The sequence below is a fragment of the Snodgrassella sp. ESL0253 genome, from assembly GCF_013344965.1.
Classification (GTDB): Bacteria; Pseudomonadota; Gammaproteobacteria; order Burkholderiales; family Neisseriaceae; genus Snodgrassella; species Snodgrassella alvi_B.
Genome location: NZ_JAAEDQ010000002.1, coordinates 70,022 through 87,094 on the forward strand (window position 1 = coordinate 70,022; position 17,073 = coordinate 87,094).

At 44.9% G+C, this 17,073-nt stretch carries 31 protein-coding genes; 1 reads left to right on the forward strand and 30 read right to left on the reverse strand.

Annotated features, from left to right (window positions below):
- Positions 1-269: 269 nt before the first annotated feature.
- The 30 genes from rplQ to GYX26_RS02350 all read right to left on the reverse strand — a co-directional run bounded on the left by rplQ (position 270) and on the right by GYX26_RS02350 (position 16,050).
- Positions 270-653, reverse strand: a complete 384-nt coding sequence (gene rplQ / locus GYX26_RS02205) for a 50S ribosomal protein L17 (RefSeq protein WP_037487099.1) — start codon at positions 651-653, stop codon at positions 270-272.
- An 18-nt stretch (positions 654-671) separates the two neighbouring features.
- Positions 672-1,658, reverse strand: coding sequence for a DNA-directed RNA polymerase subunit alpha (gene rpoA / locus GYX26_RS02210; protein ID WP_093092405.1), 987 nt, complete (start codon positions 1,656-1,658; stop codon positions 672-674).
- A 24-nt stretch (positions 1,659-1,682) separates the two neighbouring features.
- On the reverse strand, positions 1,683-2,303 hold the full coding sequence (rpsD, locus tag GYX26_RS02215; protein ID WP_025331687.1) for a 30S ribosomal protein S4: 621 nt from the start codon (positions 2,301-2,303) through the stop codon (positions 1,683-1,685).
- Positions 2,304-2,318: 15 nt separating this feature from the next.
- Positions 2,319-2,711: a 30S ribosomal protein S11 gene (gene rpsK / locus GYX26_RS02220; RefSeq protein ID WP_025331688.1), complete on the reverse strand. Its 393-nt coding sequence runs from the start codon at positions 2,709-2,711 to the stop codon at positions 2,319-2,321.
- A gap of 16 nt (positions 2,712-2,727) precedes the next feature.
- Positions 2,728-3,090 (reverse strand): 30S ribosomal protein S13, encoded by a 363-nt coding sequence (gene rpsM, locus GYX26_RS02225; protein WP_025331689.1) that lies wholly within the window; start codon positions 3,088-3,090, stop codon positions 2,728-2,730.
- A gap of 58 nt (positions 3,091-3,148) precedes the next feature.
- Positions 3,149-3,262, reverse strand: coding sequence for a 50S ribosomal protein L36 (rpmJ, locus tag GYX26_RS02230; RefSeq protein WP_003697674.1), 114 nt, complete (start codon positions 3,260-3,262; stop codon positions 3,149-3,151).
- Between the two features lie 18 nt (positions 3,263-3,280).
- Positions 3,281-3,499, reverse strand: a complete 219-nt coding sequence (infA, locus tag GYX26_RS02235) for a translation initiation factor IF-1 (protein ID WP_003684714.1) — start codon at positions 3,497-3,499, stop codon at positions 3,281-3,283.
- A 4-nt stretch (positions 3,500-3,503) separates the two neighbouring features.
- Positions 3,504-4,820: a preprotein translocase subunit SecY gene (gene secY, locus GYX26_RS02240; RefSeq protein WP_174827873.1), complete on the reverse strand. Its 1,317-nt coding sequence runs from the start codon at positions 4,818-4,820 to the stop codon at positions 3,504-3,506.
- Positions 4,821-4,833: 13 nt separating this feature from the next.
- Positions 4,834-5,268 carry a 50S ribosomal protein L15 gene (gene rplO, locus GYX26_RS02245; protein WP_100138096.1) on the reverse strand — a complete coding sequence of 145 codons (435 nt, stop codon included), beginning with the start codon at positions 5,266-5,268 and terminating at the stop codon, positions 4,834-4,836.
- A 1-nt stretch (position 5,269) separates the two neighbouring features.
- The gene (gene rpmD / locus GYX26_RS02250) at positions 5,270-5,455 is read right to left on the reverse strand and encodes a 50S ribosomal protein L30 (protein ID WP_100091203.1); all 186 of its coding nucleotides are present in this window, start codon (positions 5,453-5,455) and stop codon (positions 5,270-5,272) included.
- On the reverse strand, positions 5,448-5,966 hold the full coding sequence (gene rpsE / locus GYX26_RS02255) for a 30S ribosomal protein S5 (RefSeq protein ID WP_100091201.1): 519 nt from the start codon (positions 5,964-5,966) through the stop codon (positions 5,448-5,450). Before rpsE ends, rpmD begins: the two co-directional genes overlap by 8 nt.
- Positions 5,967-5,985: 19 nt before the next feature.
- On the reverse strand, positions 5,986-6,339 hold the full coding sequence (gene rplR, locus GYX26_RS02260) for a 50S ribosomal protein L18 (RefSeq protein ID WP_100091200.1): 354 nt from the start codon (positions 6,337-6,339) through the stop codon (positions 5,986-5,988).
- 13 nt (positions 6,340-6,352) lie between these two features.
- Positions 6,353-6,886 (reverse strand): 50S ribosomal protein L6, encoded by a 534-nt coding sequence (gene rplF / locus GYX26_RS02265; RefSeq protein WP_100091198.1) that lies wholly within the window; start codon positions 6,884-6,886, stop codon positions 6,353-6,355.
- A gap of 9 nt (positions 6,887-6,895) precedes the next feature.
- Complete coding sequence (gene rpsH / locus GYX26_RS02270) at positions 6,896-7,288, reverse strand: 30S ribosomal protein S8 (RefSeq protein WP_100091197.1); 393 nt, start codon at positions 7,286-7,288, stop codon at positions 6,896-6,898.
- A gap of 14 nt (positions 7,289-7,302) precedes the next feature.
- Positions 7,303-7,608 (reverse strand): 30S ribosomal protein S14, encoded by a 306-nt coding sequence (gene rpsN / locus GYX26_RS02275; protein WP_100091195.1) that lies wholly within the window; start codon positions 7,606-7,608, stop codon positions 7,303-7,305.
- Between the two features lie 2 nt (positions 7,609-7,610).
- Entirely contained in the window at positions 7,611-8,150 is a 540-nt protein-coding gene (gene rplE / locus GYX26_RS02280) for a 50S ribosomal protein L5 (RefSeq protein ID WP_025331698.1), read from the reverse strand.
- A gap of 10 nt (positions 8,151-8,160) precedes the next feature.
- Positions 8,161-8,484, reverse strand: a complete 324-nt coding sequence (rplX, locus tag GYX26_RS02285; protein WP_100091194.1) for a 50S ribosomal protein L24 — start codon at positions 8,482-8,484, stop codon at positions 8,161-8,163.
- An 11-nt stretch (positions 8,485-8,495) separates the two neighbouring features.
- Entirely contained in the window at positions 8,496-8,864 is a 369-nt protein-coding gene (gene rplN, locus GYX26_RS02290) for a 50S ribosomal protein L14 (RefSeq protein WP_025331700.1), read from the reverse strand.
- Positions 8,865-9,096: 232 nt separating this feature from the next.
- Positions 9,097-9,360: a 30S ribosomal protein S17 gene (rpsQ, locus tag GYX26_RS02295; RefSeq protein ID WP_025331701.1), complete on the reverse strand. Its 264-nt coding sequence runs from the start codon at positions 9,358-9,360 to the stop codon at positions 9,097-9,099.
- Positions 9,360-9,551: a 50S ribosomal protein L29 gene (gene rpmC / locus GYX26_RS02300; protein ID WP_025331702.1), complete on the reverse strand. Its 192-nt coding sequence runs from the start codon at positions 9,549-9,551 to the stop codon at positions 9,360-9,362. The genes rpsQ and rpmC overlap by 1 nt, the downstream gene beginning before the upstream one ends.
- Positions 9,551-9,967, reverse strand: a complete 417-nt coding sequence (gene rplP / locus GYX26_RS02305) for a 50S ribosomal protein L16 (RefSeq protein ID WP_037394618.1) — start codon at positions 9,965-9,967, stop codon at positions 9,551-9,553. Before rplP ends, rpmC begins: the two co-directional genes overlap by 1 nt.
- Positions 9,951-10,655, reverse strand: a complete 705-nt coding sequence (gene rpsC, locus GYX26_RS02310; RefSeq protein WP_093092414.1) for a 30S ribosomal protein S3 — start codon at positions 10,653-10,655, stop codon at positions 9,951-9,953. The genes rplP and rpsC overlap by 17 nt, the downstream gene beginning before the upstream one ends.
- Before the next feature lie 9 nt (positions 10,656-10,664).
- Positions 10,665-10,994, reverse strand: coding sequence for a 50S ribosomal protein L22 (gene rplV, locus GYX26_RS02315; RefSeq protein ID WP_037406961.1), 330 nt, complete (start codon positions 10,992-10,994; stop codon positions 10,665-10,667).
- A gap of 10 nt (positions 10,995-11,004) precedes the next feature.
- Positions 11,005-11,280, reverse strand: coding sequence for a 30S ribosomal protein S19 (gene rpsS / locus GYX26_RS02320; protein WP_037406960.1), 276 nt, complete (start codon positions 11,278-11,280; stop codon positions 11,005-11,007).
- A 5-nt stretch (positions 11,281-11,285) separates the two neighbouring features.
- The gene (gene rplB / locus GYX26_RS02325; RefSeq protein ID WP_100091193.1) at positions 11,286-12,122 is read right to left on the reverse strand and encodes a 50S ribosomal protein L2; all 837 of its coding nucleotides are present in this window, start codon (positions 12,120-12,122) and stop codon (positions 11,286-11,288) included.
- 5 nt (positions 12,123-12,127) lie between these two features.
- Complete coding sequence (gene rplW, locus GYX26_RS02330) at positions 12,128-12,442, reverse strand: 50S ribosomal protein L23 (RefSeq protein ID WP_174827874.1); 315 nt, start codon at positions 12,440-12,442, stop codon at positions 12,128-12,130.
- On the reverse strand, positions 12,439-13,059 hold the full coding sequence (gene rplD / locus GYX26_RS02335; RefSeq protein WP_025331819.1) for a 50S ribosomal protein L4: 621 nt from the start codon (positions 13,057-13,059) through the stop codon (positions 12,439-12,441). The genes rplW and rplD overlap by 4 nt, the downstream gene beginning before the upstream one ends.
- Entirely contained in the window at positions 13,059-13,703 is a 645-nt protein-coding gene (gene rplC / locus GYX26_RS02340) for a 50S ribosomal protein L3 (RefSeq protein ID WP_100091191.1), read from the reverse strand. The genes rplD and rplC overlap by 1 nt, the downstream gene beginning before the upstream one ends.
- Before the next feature lie 260 nt (positions 13,704-13,963).
- Positions 13,964-14,848 carry a ribosome small subunit-dependent GTPase A gene (rsgA, locus tag GYX26_RS02345; protein ID WP_174827875.1) on the reverse strand — a complete coding sequence of 295 codons (885 nt, stop codon included), beginning with the start codon at positions 14,846-14,848 and terminating at the stop codon, positions 13,964-13,966.
- 2 nt (positions 14,849-14,850) lie between these two features.
- Positions 14,851-16,050 carry a M48 family metallopeptidase gene (locus GYX26_RS02350; protein ID WP_370520828.1) on the reverse strand — a complete coding sequence of 400 codons (1,200 nt, stop codon included), beginning with the start codon at positions 16,048-16,050 and terminating at the stop codon, positions 14,851-14,853.
- Positions 16,051-16,500: 450 nt separating this feature from the next.
- On the opposite strand from GYX26_RS02350, the gene orn reads away from it, so the two are divergent.
- A complete protein-coding gene (gene orn, locus GYX26_RS02355; RefSeq protein WP_174827877.1) occupies positions 16,501-17,049 on the forward strand; it encodes an oligoribonuclease in 549 nt (182 codons plus the stop codon).
- Positions 17,050-17,073: the final 24 nt, after the last annotated feature.

The window sequence follows — 17,073 nt, forward strand, 5'->3', positions numbered from 1 at the left end:
TAGAGCACCAATAACAAAAGACCACCAGCCAACCATATAAAAACGAAGCTTTCGCTATCCAGTAAGAGTTTAATGCTCACATAATATTTAATAAAATCTGTATACATTACTTATCGGCAAATACCATGAATGAATCAGAAATATTAAGCTAATGTACAAAAGACACTGATTAAGAAAAGAAATTTATTAAACTCACTAAGCACACTGGAAAACAAAACATCAAAATGAAACAAGCCAGCCTAAAGGGCTGGCTTGTCCGTGAAGCTTGATTACTCAGCTACAGCTTCTGTTTCGGGAGCTTTCTCAACTAACTCAACCAAAGCTAGTGGAGCATTATCACCTTTGCGAAAACCATACTTCAAAATGCGCAGATAGCCACCATTACGATTAGCGAAGCGCGGGCCTAACTCATTAAATAATTTTACAACAACATCACGATCACGCGTACGATTAAAAGCTAAACGGTGATTAGCCAATGAAGGTTTTTTACCTAAAGTAATCAATGGTTCAGCTACGCGGCGTAACTCTTTTGCTTTAGGCAAAGTAGTTACAATTGCTTCGTGAGTCAACAAAGAATTGGCCATATTACGCAACATAGCAGCACGGTGACTACTTGTGCGGTTTAATTTGCGGTTACCATTACGATGACGCATGTCATTATCCTTTAATCATCAAACTTGTGGCTTTTCCAGACTGGCCGGCGGCCAGGCTTCCAGTTTTGAACCCAACGTCAAACCTTTGGAAGCCAGAACTTCCTTGATTTCGTTCAGAGATTTTCTACCCAAATTTGGGGTCTTCAATAATTCTGTCTCTGTGCGTTGAATCAAATCGCCAATATAGTAAATATCTTCAGCTTTCAAGCAGTTTGCTGAACGAACGGTCAACTCCAGATCATCAACTGGACGAAGTAAAATCGGATCGATCGGTGGTTCTTTTTCTTCCACCACTGCAACCGGTGTACCCTGTAAATCTGCAAAAATTGACATCTGGTCAATTAAGATACAGGCCGCACTGCGAACCGCTTCTTCTGGATCGATAGCACCATTGGTTTCAATATCCAGAACCAGACGGTCTAAGTCAGTGCGTTGTTCCACACGGGCAGGTTCCACTTCAAAGCTGACACGACTGATAGGCGAAAAGCTTGCATCTAGTTGAATAGCGCCGATACGTTTGTGGTCGTCTTTATTCCGACGGCCAGACACAGATTCATAACCCCGACCTTGTTCAACCTTAATTTCCATATTGATACTACCACCTTCAGAAAGGTGGCAGATAACATAATCAGGGTTAACAATTTCGACATCATGCGGTAACTCAATATCAGCAGCAGTGACAACACCAGCACCTGATTTTTTCAGACTTAAAGTTACCTCTGTACGACCATGCACCTTAAACACCACGCCCTTCAGATTCAGAAGGATATCAACAACATCCTCCTGCACACTGTCAAGCGTAGAGTATTCATGCAATACGCCTTCAATCGTTACTTCTGTCGACGCATAACCATTCATTGATGACAGTAAGATACGACGCAAAGCATTACCCAATGTATGGCCGAAACCACGTTCAAAAGGCTCCATAGACACTTTGGCACGGGTTGCAGACAAGGTGTCAACGTCAATTTGACGCGGCTTCAAGAATTCGGATGTGTTTTGCATTTAACTGTCCTCACTTAACCAGCTTTATTTAGAGTAAAACTCTACCACCAGCTGTTCATTAATATCGCCACTCAATTCAGTGCGATCTGGCATGTTTTTGAAAACACCTTCCAGCTTGCCTTCTTCAACAGAAACCCAGCTTGGTAAGCCAATCTGGCTGGCAAGGCTGAATGCCTCCTGAATACGCACCTGTTTTTTGGCTTTTTCGCGAACTGCAACAACATCACCGGCTTTCACTTGAAAAGAAGGGATGTTCACAACCTGGCCGTTCACGGTAATGGCTTTGTGAGATACCAACTGACGGGCTTCGGCGCGGGTAGAGCCAAAACCCATACGGTATACCACATTATCTAAACGAGATTCCAACAACTGAAGCAGCAGTTCACCAGTCGAACCTTTACGACGGGCTGCTTCAGCAAAATAACGGCGAAACTGACGTTCTAAAACACCGTAAATACGGCGGATTTTCTGTTTTTCACGCAACTGCAGACCATAGCCAGACAAGCGGGGTTTTTTCGCACCATGCTGACCAGGAGCAGAGTCCAGTTTACATTTAGAATCCAGAGAGCGACGTGCACTCTTCAGAAACAGATCAGTGCCCTCACGACGGGCTAATTTACATTTCGGGCCGGTATAACGTGCCATACTCAAATACTCCTGTTAGATACGACGTTTTTTAGGTGGCCGACAACCATTGTGTGGCAATGGAGTAACGTCTGTAATACTGGTAATCTTAAAACCAAGAGCGTTGAGCGCACGTACAGAAGATTCGCGACCAGGACCCGGCCCCTTAATGCGAACTTCCAGATTTTTTACGCCATACTCTTGGGCAACTTTACCAGCTGCTTCTGCCGCAACCTGAGCGGCAAATGGTGTGCTCTTACGTGAACCTTTAAAACCAGCACCGCCAGAGGTAGCCCAAGATAATGCATTGCCCTGACGATCAGTGATAGTAATGATGGTATTATTGAAAGATGCATGAACATGCACAATACCTTCACTTACGGATTTACGTACTTTCTTGCGCACACGAGCTGTGTTTGCTTTAGCCATTATTGTTCCTTATCAATTATTTCTTGCCTGCAATCGCCTTACGCGGACCTTTACGCGTACGTGCATTGGTACGGGTACGCTGACCACGACACGGTAAACCGCGACGATGACGCAGACCACGATAACAGCCCATGTCCATCAAGCGTTTGATGTTCATGGTCACTTCACGACGCAAATCACCTTCTACATGGTATTTGGCAATCTGTTCACGTAAAGCATCAAGTTGAGTCTCGTCCAAATCTTTTACTTTAGTGCTCGGCACAACGCCGGCAGCTTCGCAAACCAGTTTAGCGCGAGACGAACCAATACCATAAATAGCCTGAAGGCCAATTACGATATGGGCATTGTTAGGGATATTTACCCCTGCAATACGAGCCATATTTTTTCCTTAGGGCAAAAAGTCTGTCACTATAACACAAAGACTTATGGTTATCCAATTAGCCTTGGCGTTGTTTATGACGAGGGTCAGTACAAATCACACGCACAACACGGTTGCGACGAATGATTTTACAATTGCGGCAAATTTTTTTTACCGACGGCTGAACGCGCATATTATTTCCTTTCTACTCTTAGCGGGCGCGGAAAACGATGCGAGCACGAGTCAAATCGTACGGAGTCAATTCCACAGTCACTTTATCTCCAGGAGAAATGCGTATGTAGTGCATGCGCATTTTTCCAGAAATATGACCTAAAACGACGTGATCGTTTTCAAGTTTAACTTTAAAAGTTGCGTTGGGCAGGGTTTCAAGAATTTCACCCTGCATCTGTATGGTATCTTCTTTGGCCATAATACTAACGACGTGATGATAATGATTTCATCGCAGATCGCTTCATCAAATGTTCGTACTGACTACTCATGACATATGAAGCAATTTGCGTTTTAAAATCCATGGTCACCACCACCAGAATAAGTAGTGAGGTGCCACCTAGGTAGAAAGGTACATTCATCGCAGAAGTCAGTACTTCTGGAATCAGGCACACGATAGCTATATAAATTGCGCCCCAAAAAGTCAAACGCAATACAACTTTCTCCAGATAACGGCTGGTTTGTTCACCAGGGCGGATACCCGGCACGAAAGCACCACTTTTCTTCAGATTTTCTGCCATTTCTCTTGGACTAAATACAAGAGCCGTATAGAAATAACAAAAGAAGATGATAGTAGCTGCAAATAGCAAAATATAAACAGGCTGACCATGCTGTAACAAACTGGCCAGTTTCTGTAGCCATCCATCCTGATTTGCCGAACCAAACCAGCTTAACAGAGTAGACGGAAACAGAATAATGCTGGATGCAAAAATCGGCGGAATAACGCCAGCCATATTCAATTTAAATGGCAAATGGGAATTTTGCGCCTGCATAATGCGATTACCAACCTGTCGCTTGGCATACTGCACAGGCACTTTGCGCTGCGCGCTTTCTATATATACAACTACATATATCAACGCCAAAGCACCAACTATCAGTGCAATAGCCATCAGATAACTGATGGAACCCTGACTGGTTAATGTCAATAGACGACCAATACCGGCAGGCAGACTTGCTGCAATACCGGCAGTAATAATCAGCGAAATACCATTACCAATACCACGTTCAGTAATCTGTTCACCCAACCACATTAAAAACATGGTTCCGGTAACCAGACATACCATGGTTGAAAGATAAAACTCGAATTGGCCAGAAACTACTACATTTTGTTGATAAACAAATGCAGCAGCTCCAAAACTTTGCAAGGTAGCCAGCAAAACGGTGCCATAACGCGTATATTTAGTCAAAGTACGACGTCCGGCCTCCCCTTCCTTTTTAAGCGCTTTCAAGGAAGGAATGATTTCGGAAGCCAGTTGTACAATAATTGAGGCTGAAATATAAGGCATCACACCTATTGCAAAGATACTGAATCGTTGCAGTGAACCGCCGGAAAACATATTAAGCATACTTAATATGCCTCCGCCGGCACTTTCATACAGTTTGGTCAAAGCAGCACCATCCACACCGGGCACTGGGATATGTGAACCGATGCGGAATACAACCAACGCACCAAGTAAAAACAACAGACGATTTTTTAAATCACCGAACTTTGAAAGTCCTGTTGCGGATTGCGGATTAGCCACTTGATTCCTTGCCTTATTCTGCTACTTTACCACCGGCAGCTTCAATGGCCTGTTGCGCACCTTTGGTGGCTTTAATACCATTTAAAGTTACCGCCTTATCAATACTGCCTGATGCAATGATTTTAACATTTAAGGCAGTAGCAGGCACCAGTCCGGCCTGTTTCAGTACCAAAACATCAATTTCGTCAACTGCAACTTTAGCCAGATCATCCAAACGCACTTGAGCATTAAAACCGGCGGTTAAAGATTTAAAGCCACGTTTCGGCAGGCGACGCTGCAAAGGCATCTGACCACCTTCGAAACCAACTTTATGATAACCACCTTTACGGCTTTTCTGACCTTTGTGGCCACGACCACAGGTTTTGCCTAAACCGCTGCCAATGCCACGACCCACACGGCGAGCCGCATGTTTAGCACCTTCAGCAGGTTGAATGGTATTCAAAAGCATGTTACTTCTCCACTTTCAAAAGGTAGCTGATTTTATTGATCATGCCACGATTTTCGGGGGTATCAAGCACCTCAACAGTATGCTCACGGTGACGCAAACCCAGACCGCGTGCGCAGGCACGATGAGAGGCAATAGTACCAATCAGGCTTTTAACCAATGTAATGCGTACGGTTTTTTGCTCACTCATGCTCTGCTCCTAAAATTTCTTCTACGGTCAGGCCACGTTTGGCTGCAATTTCAGCTGGTGTATACAGTTTGGACAAGCCATCCAGAGTTGCGCGAACAATATTGTATGGATTGGTTGAACCGTGTACTTTAGCAGAGATATTGTGAATACCCATTGCATCAAATACCAAACGCATTGGGCCGCCAGCTTTCACGCCATTACCTTCTTTAGCAGGCTGCATGAATACGCGGGTAGCGCCATGACGACCAATTACTTCGTGGTGAATAGTACGGCCGTTTAAAGGCACTTTAATCATATTACGACGGGCTTGATCCATAGCTTTTTGTACAGCTACAGGTACTTCTTTGGATTTACCTTTACCCATGCCGATACGACCATCGCCATCACCAACTACGGTTAAAGCCGAGAAAGCCATAATGCGGCCACCTTTAACCACTTTGGTCACACGGTTTACGGCAACCATTTTTTCGATCAGGCCGTCACCGCGTTCTTCAGTTTCGTGTTTTGCCATATTTCTGGTCTCCAGTTTATTAGAAGCTCAAGCCGTTTTCACGAGCTGCCTCAGCCAAGGCTTTAACGCGACCATGGTATTGAAAACCTGAACGGTCAAATGCCACTGCATCAATGCCAGCTGCTTTGGCTTTTTCAGCAATGCGTTTACCAACTACTACAGCAGCGTCAACATTGCTGCCATATTTAATGCTGGAACGCACATCAGCTTCCAGAGTAGAGGCCTGAGCCAATACTCGATCACCTTCAGCGCTAATAACCTGGGCATAAATGTGATTATTGGTGCGGAAAACGCACAATCTCACTTTGTTCAGAGCTGCAATTTTGGCACGGGTTTTACGTGCACGACGCAGTCTTGCTACATTTTTATCCATCAGTGAGCCTCAATTATTTTTTCTTGGTTTCTTTAATAACGACGCGCTCATCAGCATAACGTACACCTTTACCTTTGTAAGGTTCTGGCGGACGGAATCCACGAATTTCAGCGGCCACCTGCCCTACCACCTGCTTATCAGCACCGGCAATAATTACTTCGGTAGCTGAAGGAGTTGTGGCAGTGATACCTTCTGGTAATTCATAGTTAATCGGATGAGAGTAACCCAAAGAAAGGTTCAATACTTTACCTTGAGCCTGAGCGCGATAACCTACACCAATCAGTTGCAGTTTTTTCTCAAAACCACTGCTTACGCCTACAACCATGTTGTGTAATAACGCACGTACAGTACCAGACAATGCATTTGCTTTTGTACTGTTGTCGTTAGCGGTAATAACCAACTGGCCATCATTCAGTGCTACATTTACTTCAGCGTGTTGATGCAGGGATAATTCGCCGTTTTTACCTTTAACGATAATAGCCTCTGGAGAAAACTTAACGTCAACGCCAGCCGGAACCACTACCGGATGTTTTGCAATTCGAGACATGTTTTCCCCTTAGGCAACCACGCACAATAACTCACCGCCAATACCATTGGCACGGGCTTTACGGTCAGTCATTACGCCTTTAGAAGTGCTCACAATCACAACGCCCAAACCATTCATTACAGAAGGGATGTCGTTGGAACCTTTATACACACGCAGACCAGGACGTGATACGCGTTGAATGCGTTCAATCACAGGCTGACCAGCGTAGTATTTCAATTGTATTTCCAATGTCGCCTTGGTTTCAGCAGATACAACGAAGTCTTCTACATAACCTTCCTCTTTCAAAACTTTGGCGATAGCCACTTTTAATTTGGAAGAAGGCATGTTTACAGTAGCTTTATTCGCACGCTGAGCGTTGCGAATGCGGGTCAACATATCGGAAATAGGATCATGCATACTCATATTTTATACTCCTATTACCAGCTGGCTTTGATTACGCCCGGAATTTCACCACGCATGGCGATTTCACGGATTTTGGTACGGGCCAAGCCGAATTTACGGAAATTACCACGCGGACGACCAGTCAAAGCGCAGCGACGACGTTGACGAATCGGAGCAGCATTACGCGGAATAGCCTGTAATTTCAGGCGTGCCTGAAATTGCTCTTCATCAGTCGCATTGGCATCATTGATGATAGCGAAAATGGCTTCGCGTTTGGCAGCATATTTTTTTGCCAAAGCTTCACGCTTCAGCTCACGATTAATAAGTGCTTTCTTAGCCATAATTAACCCTTAAACGGAAATTTGAACAGAGACAGCAGTGCTTTGGCTTCTGCATCAGTTTTAGCAGTTGTGGTAATGGTAATATTCAAACCACGCAAAGCATCGATTTTATCGTATTCAATTTCCGGGAAAATAATTTGTTCACGCACGCCCATGTTATAGTTACCACGGCCATCGAATGATTTACCATTTACGCCACGGAAGTCACGTACACGTGGCAGAGCAATGGCAATCAGGCGATCCAGAAACTCATACATACGGTCACGACGCAAGGTTACCTTACAACCGATTGGATAGTTATCACGGATTTTGAAACCTGCAATTGACTTGCGTGCTACGGTTACTACCGGTTTCTGACCAGCAATTTTTTCCAGATCACCAACTGCATGTTCCATTACTTTTTTATCGGCGACCGCTTCACCTACACCCATATTCAGGGTGATTTTTTCAATACGCGGTACTTCCATGATAGATTTGTAACCAAACTGTTTGGTCAACTCAGGAACAACAGTGGTGTTATAAAAGTCTTTTAAACGAGCCATTGATTACTCCTTAAGCTCCCACGGTGGCACCGGTAGATTTGTATACACGGGTACGTACCACTTTTCCGTCTACTGTTTCTACCTTGATACCTACGCGGTCAGCTTTTTGGGTTTCCGGATTGAAAATCGCTACATTGGAAATAGCCAATGGCGCATCTTTGGTGATTACACCACCTTCAATCCCACGCATGGGGTTAGGTTTCTGGTGACGTTTAACACGGTTAACACCGTCAACAATCACTTTATCACCCAGAACACGCACTACTTTACCCTGTTTGCCCTTATCTTTACCGGCAATGATGATCACCTGATCACCAGTTTTAATCTTTTTCATTGCAACCTCACTTACAGCACTTCAGGAGCCAATGAAACGATTTTCATGAATCGCTCAGTACGTAGCTCACGGGTTACCGGGCCAAAAATACGGGTACCAATTGGTTCCAGCTTGGTATTCAACAGCACGGCTGCATTGTTATCAAATTTGATCAGTGCTCCGTCGTTACGACGCACACCTTTAGCTGTACGTACGACCACAGCGTTATATACATCGCCCTTTTTAACGCGACCACGAGGAGCTGCGTCTTTTACGGCCACTTTGATAATGTCGCCTACAGATGCGTAGCGACGCTTAGATCCACCTAATACTTTGATGCACATTACACGGCGCGCACCAGAGTTGTCAGCCACATCTAAGATGGTCTGCATTTGAATCATGTTATTACCTTTTAAAATCCAACTTAATTTACCGCTTTCAATCAGCCTGCTACTACTTTATAGCTGTTTGAAACCATTAACGGTTCTAGTAAACCAGTCTTGGGTCCCGAAGGGAGAGCCCCGGCGATCGCCGGATACTTTCAAGAAACTGAAAGTTAAGGAACGAAGTTTACAGACAATATCCGATTGTCGCAAGACTTCGTTCCCTAATTGTAGCACATTGTTGTGTTAATTACACATTGCGTGCTTTTTCAATCAGCTCTGTTACAACCCAGCTTTTGGTTTTTGACAATGGGCGACCTTCGGAAATGACAACAACGTCACCAATACCGTATTGGTTCTGCTCATCGTGTGCATGGATTTTAGTAGAACGGCGAATCACTTTGCCATACAGCGGGTGTTTTACCTTACGTTCCACCAGTACGGTTACAGTTTTATCCATTTTGTCGCTCACGACTTTGCCCTGCAAAGTACGTACGTTTTTAGCTTCAGTCATCATTCACCATCCTTCTGGTGCAAAATGGTTTTTACACGAGCAATATTACGACGCACTTTTTTCAGCTCACTGTTTTTACCCAGCTGGCCGGTGGCATGCTGCATGCGCAGTCCAAACTGCGCTTTCAACAGGCCAACCAGTTCTTCGTTTAACTGCTCAACAGATTTGTCTTTCAATTCACTGGTTTTCATTATTGACCTACCTGGCGTTTAACAAATACGGTCTGAATCGGCAATTTGGCTGCTGCCAGCTCGAAAGCCTGACGTGCCAAAGTTTCATCTACACCATCCATTTCGTAGAGCATTTTGCCCGGCTGGATTTCGGCAATGTAATATTCCACATTACCTTTACCGCCACCCATACGTACCTGAATTGGTTTTTCAGTAATGGGTTTATCCGGGAATACGCGAATCCAGATACGACCACCACGTTTAATGTGACGGGTCATTGCACGACGTGCTGCCTCAATCTGGCGTGCAGTCAAACGACCACGACCCACAGCTTTCAGACCAAAATCACCAAAGCTAACTTTATTGCCACGAGTAGCAATACCGGTGTTGCGGCCTTTTTGCTGTTTGCGGTATTTCATTCTAGTTGGCTGCAGCATTTCGACCACCTGCCTTTCTGCTGTGTTTCTTGTCCTGTTCCGGCTTGGCCTGAATTTCACCCGGGGTTAATTCACCCTTATAAACCCAGACCTTGATACCGATAATGCCATATGTGGTTTTGGCTTCGCTAGTTGCGTAGTCAACATTGGCACGCAGGGTATGCAAAGGTACACGACCCTCACGATACCATTCGGTGCGGGCAATTTCGATACCGTTCAAACGGCCGGAAGACATGATTTTGATACCTTTAGCACCAACGCGCATGGCATTTTGCATAGCACGTTTCATGGCACGGCGAAACATTACACGTTTTTCCAGCTGTGCAGCGATATTGTCTGCAATGATTTGCGCATCGATTTCCGGTTTGCGGATTTCTTCGATGTTGACATGTACCGGCACACCCATGATTTTCTGCAAATCACGTTTTAATACTTCAATGTCTTCGCCTTTTTTACCAATTACAATCCCTGGACGGGCGCTATAAATGGTAATGCGTGCAGATTTAGCCGGACGTTCAATTACAACACGACCAACAGAAGCATTAGCCAGACGTTTACGTAAAAAATTACGTACGTCGATATCTTCTTTCAGCACTTTGGAAAAGTCGCCGCTTTTGGCAAACCACTTGGAAGACCAATCTTTATTCACTGCCAGGCGAAAGCCTGTAGGGTTAATTTTTTGTCCCATCGCTTTTCCTTAGTTGCCCACAATCACGTTGATGTGACAAGTTTGTTTCTCGATGCGATTACCACGACCTTTGGCACGCGCCTGAAAACGTTTCAGACTTGGACCTTTGTCGACATAGATGGTAACCACTTTCAATTCGTCGATATCAGCACCTTCGTTATGCTCGGCATTAGCCACAGCAGATTCCAGTACCTTTTTGATCAACTCAGCACCTTTTTTCGGGCTGAATGTCAAAATATTCAACGCTTGGGCAATATCTTTGCCTCGCACCAGATCAGCAACCAAACGGGCTTTTTGCGCAGAAATGCGGGCATTTTTATGTTGTGCACTAACTCTCATGTTTTATCCCTTATTTTTTAGCCTTCTTGTCAGCCAGATGGCCTTTGAAGGTACGGGTCAATGAGAACTCACCTAATTTGTGACCAACCATATTGTCGCTGATGAATACTGGCACGTGGGTACGGCCGTTGTGTACAGCAATGGTCAGACCGATAAAATCAGGCAGAATAGTGGAACGACGTGACCAGGTTTTAATCGGGCGCTTGTCGTTAGTAGCACGAGCCGCATCGACTTTTTTCAGTAAATGCAGGTCGACATATGGGCCTTTTTTTAATGAACGAGCCATATCAGTTAACCTTTATTTGAGTAACGGCGGCGAACAATCATGTTGTTCGTGCGTTTATTACGACGAGTACGATAGCCTTTGGTTGGTGTACCCCATGGGCTAACCGGTTCACGAGCTTCACCAGTACGGCCTTCACCACCACCATGCGGGTGATCTACCGGGTTCATTACCACACCGCGTACGGTAGGACGGATACCGCGCCAGCGCTTGGCACCGGCTTTACCCAGTTTTTGCAGGCTTTGTTCTTCGTTGCCTACTTCACCAATGGTGGCACGGCAGTCAACGTGAATTTTACGTACTTCGCCAGAACGCAGACGCAACTGGGCATATACACCTTCTTTAGCCAACAGTACGGCAGATGCGCCAGCTGAGCGAGCAATCTGAGCACCTTTACCCGGTTTCATTTCGATACAGTGGAGCGTTGTACCAACCGGAATATTGCGAATTGGCAGATTATTACCAGCCTTGATTGCCGCTTCGGAACCAGAAACCAGTACGGCACCTACCTGTACATTGCGCGGAGCAATAATGTAACGGCGTTCACCATCGGCGAAACACAACAGTGCAATGTGTGCAGTACGGTTTGGATCGTACTCAATGCGTTCTACTTTGGCAGCAATACCGTCTTTGTCGTTACGTTTGAAGTCTACAACACGGTAATGATGTTTATGGCCACCACCTTTATGACGGGTGGTAATCCGTCCACCGTGGTTACGACCTGCGGTTGAAGACTGTTTTTCCAATAATGGTGCATATGGTGCACCTTTGTGCAAGCCTTCTGTTACCACGCGTACCATGCCGCGACGGCCAGCAGAAGTCGGCTTCATTTTAACAATAGCCATAGTGCTTATTCCTTATCTGCAGAAGCGGCAGCAGATTCGATGTCCAGCTCTTGACCAGCCGCCAGGCTGACATAAGCTTTTTTCACATCACTGCGCTTACCGATGGTACGGCCAAAACGTTTACTTTTGCCTTTAATGAGGGTGGTGGCTACAGAATCCACTTTTACATTAAACAACAGTTCCACAGCAGCCTTGATTTCTGGCTTGGTGGCGTTTGGCAATACTTTAAACGTCATCTGGTTGCGTTTTTCAGCCAGCATGTTGCTTTTTTCAGAAACAACAGGAGCCAAGAGCACTTGCATTAAACGTTGTTGATTCATACCCATTGCTCCTCAAGTTGTGCAACTGCTGCTTTGGTAAGCACTACTTTCTTAAAGCGTAACAGATTGTACGGATCAGTTTGCTGTGCTTCCAGAACCAGTACATTCGGCAGGTTGCGGCTAGACAAGTAAACGTTTTCATCCAGCTGTTTGGTGATGAATAATACCTGCTCCATACCCAGATTTTTTACCTGTTCGGCAAACGCTTTGGTTTTAGGTGTAGCAGCAGACAATTCATCAATAACAAACAGGCGTTCGTCACGTACCAGCTGAGACAGGATGGCAGCCATACCCGCGCGGTACATCTTGCGATTTACTTTCTGGGTAAAGTTTTCATCTGGTTTATTCGGGAACGCACGACCACCACTGCGCCACAGCGGAGAAGATGTCATACCGGAACGGGCGCGGCCAGTTCCTTTCTGACGCCATGGCTTTTTAGTAGAGTGTTTTACTTCGGCACGAGTCAACTGTGAACGGTTACCGGAGCGGGCATTGGCCAGAAAGGCAGTAACCAGCTGGTGAACCAGATCTTCATTGTATTCACGTGCAAACAATGCGTCAGAAGCAGCAACTGCACCTGCAACCTGACCTTGAGCATCAATTAATTTCAGTTCCATTACGCACCTACCTTCACGCTCGGACGCACGACAACGTCGCTGTTAACCGCACCGGGCACTGCACCTTTCACCAGCAACAGCTGACGTTCGGTATCTACGCGTACGATTTCCAGATTCTGGATGGTGGATTTAACGTTACCGTACTGACCAGCCATACGTTTACCTGGGAATACGCGACCCGGATCCTGTGCCATACCGGTTGAACCTGGCACACGATGGGAACGGGAGTTACCGTGAGAAGCACGCTGAGAACCAAAATTGTGACGTTTGATGGTGCCAGAAAAGCCTTTACCTTTGCTGGTACCAGTGACATCAATCAACTGACCTGCTGCAAAAATGCTGACATTAATTTCAGCACCCGCAGACAATTCAGCCAATTTTTCTTCAGAAACGGCAAATTCTACCAAGCCACGACCGGCTTCAACACCAGCTTTGGCAAAGTGACCTGCCTGCGCCTTGCTGACGCGATTGGCTTTTTTCTGACCGAAAGTCACCTGTACGGCAGTGTAGCCGTCGGTAGCTTCGGATTTGAGTTGAGTGACGCGGTTAGCAGACATGTCTAGTACAGTTACTGGAACTGAAGCGCCGTTCTCATCGAACACGCGCGTCATGCCTACTTTGCGCCCAACCAGACCTAAAGTCATAGTTATTTCCTTTTATAAAGGGACCAATTACGATTGATTGGCCTCGCACAAATAAAGAATCTTGCCGACGTAAAATCGGCAAGATGGCGATAGTATCATGTTTATTCTGCCTGAATCAATTTTTTATGCAAGTAAAGCACGGATTTTTAGATAAAAAAACAACGCTTATGTTTTATATATGACTGCTTATGCGGTTTTTTGGATTTTTCTGCCATCATATATACATTTAATACAATATGATTTTTTGCTTTTGGCAAATTTTATCTGGTTAACTCATCGGTGATATTTTGCAGAAATTGGAGCCGCTCCGGTTTCAGTTTTCCATCTGCCACAGCCTGCTTAAGGGCGCAGCCTGGTTCCTGACGATGGCTGCAATTATGAAAACGGCACTGTCCAATATACTGGCGCATATCGGGGAAATAATGTAGCAAATCGCTCACCTGCAAATGGTGCAGACCAAATGCCTGTAAACCGGGAGAGTCGATAAGCTGACTGTGTGCATCCAGATCATACAATTGTGCATGGGTTGTGGTATGACGGCCGGAATCCAGTGCTGCTGAAATGGCACCTACCCGTGCCTGTTCATTACCCAGCAAGGCATTGGTTAATGTAGATTTACCCATACCAGACTGGCCTAACAGGATTGCACATTCTCCCTGCAAATGCTGACGCAACGCGGCTACATCACACAAAGCACTGATATTTATCACCTCATAGCCTAAACCCTGATAAAACACCAATTTTTCCAGCCATTGCGCATTCTGGGGCAAATCTGCCTTGTTTAATATTATTAGTGGCGGTATGTTTGCTGCTTCTGCGGCCAGTAGTGCGCGCTGTAACAGTAATTCACTCGGAGTGGGTACAGCGGCCAGTACGATTAGCATCAACGTCACATTGGCAGCAATGAGCTTGCTGCGCGTGGCATCCTGACGGTAAAGCAGGCTGCGCCGTGGTAAGTAATCTTCAATCACAGCCTGCTGCTGATTGATATGCCCGATATGAACCTCATCACCGCAGGCAAAATCAATTCTTTTTTTACGGGTAGTAGCTTCATAAATTTTACCAGCAGACGTGCGTACTATAAAGCGTCGTCCAAAACTAGTGATAATCTGCGCTGTCAACAACTCATTTATTTGCTGCACCATACTTAATCTGCCTTTGTGGCTGCCTGCAATGCAGCAATGCGTTCCCGCGCACCTGGGTGTGAATCGTAAAACCGCGAATACCAGATATCACTAACCAGACTGGCTGCATTGGTACGATAAAGTTTGGTTAAGGCCTGAATCAAATCATTGGCATTAGCATATTTTGCCGCAAATCGGTCTGCTTCAAACTCATTCTTGCGCGACAATACACTTGCTAATGGTGAAAACGGGAAGGTAAAAACCGGCAGCACCAGCATAAATAATAATAAAGCCATGGCATGGCTGGGTTCATGTACACCTAAACCAAGATAAAAGCCCGACTGTGGTAATAACCAGCCCAAAACTGCAAATACGATTAACGCCAGTATAAATGTGACAATCATCTGTTTAAATACATGTTTATGCGCAAAATGCCCCAACTCATGTGCCAGAACTGCCTCAACTTCGCTTATCTGCATATCTTTCAACAAGGTATCAAAAAATACTATACGTTTGTGTTTTCCCAACCCCGTAAAATAAGCGTTGCCATGCCCGCTGCGTTTGGAACCATCCATAACAAAAATACCATCACTGTGAAAACCTGTACGTTGCAACAGATTTTCGATTCGTGTGCGCATTACATCATCTTTCAATGGTTCAAACTTATTGAAAAGCGGAGCAATCCATTTGGGAAATGCCCACATCAGCAACAGAGAAAAAATTACCCATACTAACCACACAACCAGCCACCAAACGCCACCAAGCCAGTGTGCCTCAATCAGGGTTTGCATCAAAAAAAGAACAATATACACTAAGGGTAAACCAACAATAATGGCTAACAGGCAACCCTTGAACTGATCAGCAAAAAATGTGGCCAATGTCATTTTATTAAAGCCAAATTTAGCTTCCAGACAAAAGCTGCGATACCAGGCCATTGGCCAGCCCAGAACCATGTTAACCAGCGCAAATAAACCAATAAGTACGATTCCTTGGGCAATATTATAATGTACCCATTTCTGACTTAAACGCGCCAGCAAATCCAGCCCGCCACCGATTGTGAACAGCAGCAATAATAACGCCTGAAACAGAATTTCATAACGTGCCAGACGTTGCTTGGCCAAAGTATAATCTGCCGCTTTCTGATGTTCCGCCAGTGATACACTTTGTGCAAAAGCCGCAGGTACATGGTTACGATGCGCCAACACAGCCTTGCTCTGGCGCACAGACAGATACAGCTGGACACATGTACTGCATACAAAAAAGAGTAAAAACAGCATATAAACTGTTTGGACAGAAAGATAAAACGCCATAAAAATACACTATGCTTGAAAATAATAATTGTAGCGGAGTTTATCCATTACTGGTTAATAAAGCAGCACAATAATCGGTGATCAGCCAGATATCACCACGATTACCAGTATTAATAATGATGTGTTCTGCCTGAATATAATCTTGTGGCTGTACCGAATACCAGTTACACCAGAATGATAAAATAATCTGTCTGTATAATACTCATGCAAATCAATCGGTTTTATCAGTTGCAACTTATCTTCTTTTAAAACGATTACAGCGACTCAATTGATGGCACATTTGCAGGTAAAAAATGAGGTTAAACTATCAACCATAACAGAAAAAAGCTAAAATGATGTTTTATTATTAATCAAGATTAAAATATGCAAAACGATAAAAATCTTGCCTGGCTGGATATGGAAATGACCGGATTAAATCCAGATACTGACCGGATTATAGAAGTGGCCATGATCATTACCGATAGTGACCTGAATGTACTGGCACAATCTGAAGTACTGGTTATTCACCAGCCTGACAGTATTATTGATCACATGGATAAATGGAATACTGCCACCCATACCCGTACTGGTCTGGTGGATAAGGTAAAAGCATCTACTCTGACCGAAGCTGAGGCCGAAGACAAATTGCTGGCCTTTATCAGTGAGTGGATACCGGAAAAAGCTTCACCAATGTGTGGCAATTCCATTCATCAGGATCGCCGCTTTATGGTGCGCTATATGCCACGGCTGGAAGCTTACTTCCACTATCGAAATCTAGATGTATCGACATTGAAAGAATTAGCTAAACGCTGGAACCCTGCCGTTGCCAAAGGTGTCAGCAAAAAGGGCGCACATCAGGCTCTGGATGATATTAAGGAAAGCATTGAAGAAATGGCCTATTACCGCGAACATTTCTTAACTATATCGGCCTGATTTTGTAGACTGCGCCATTAATTT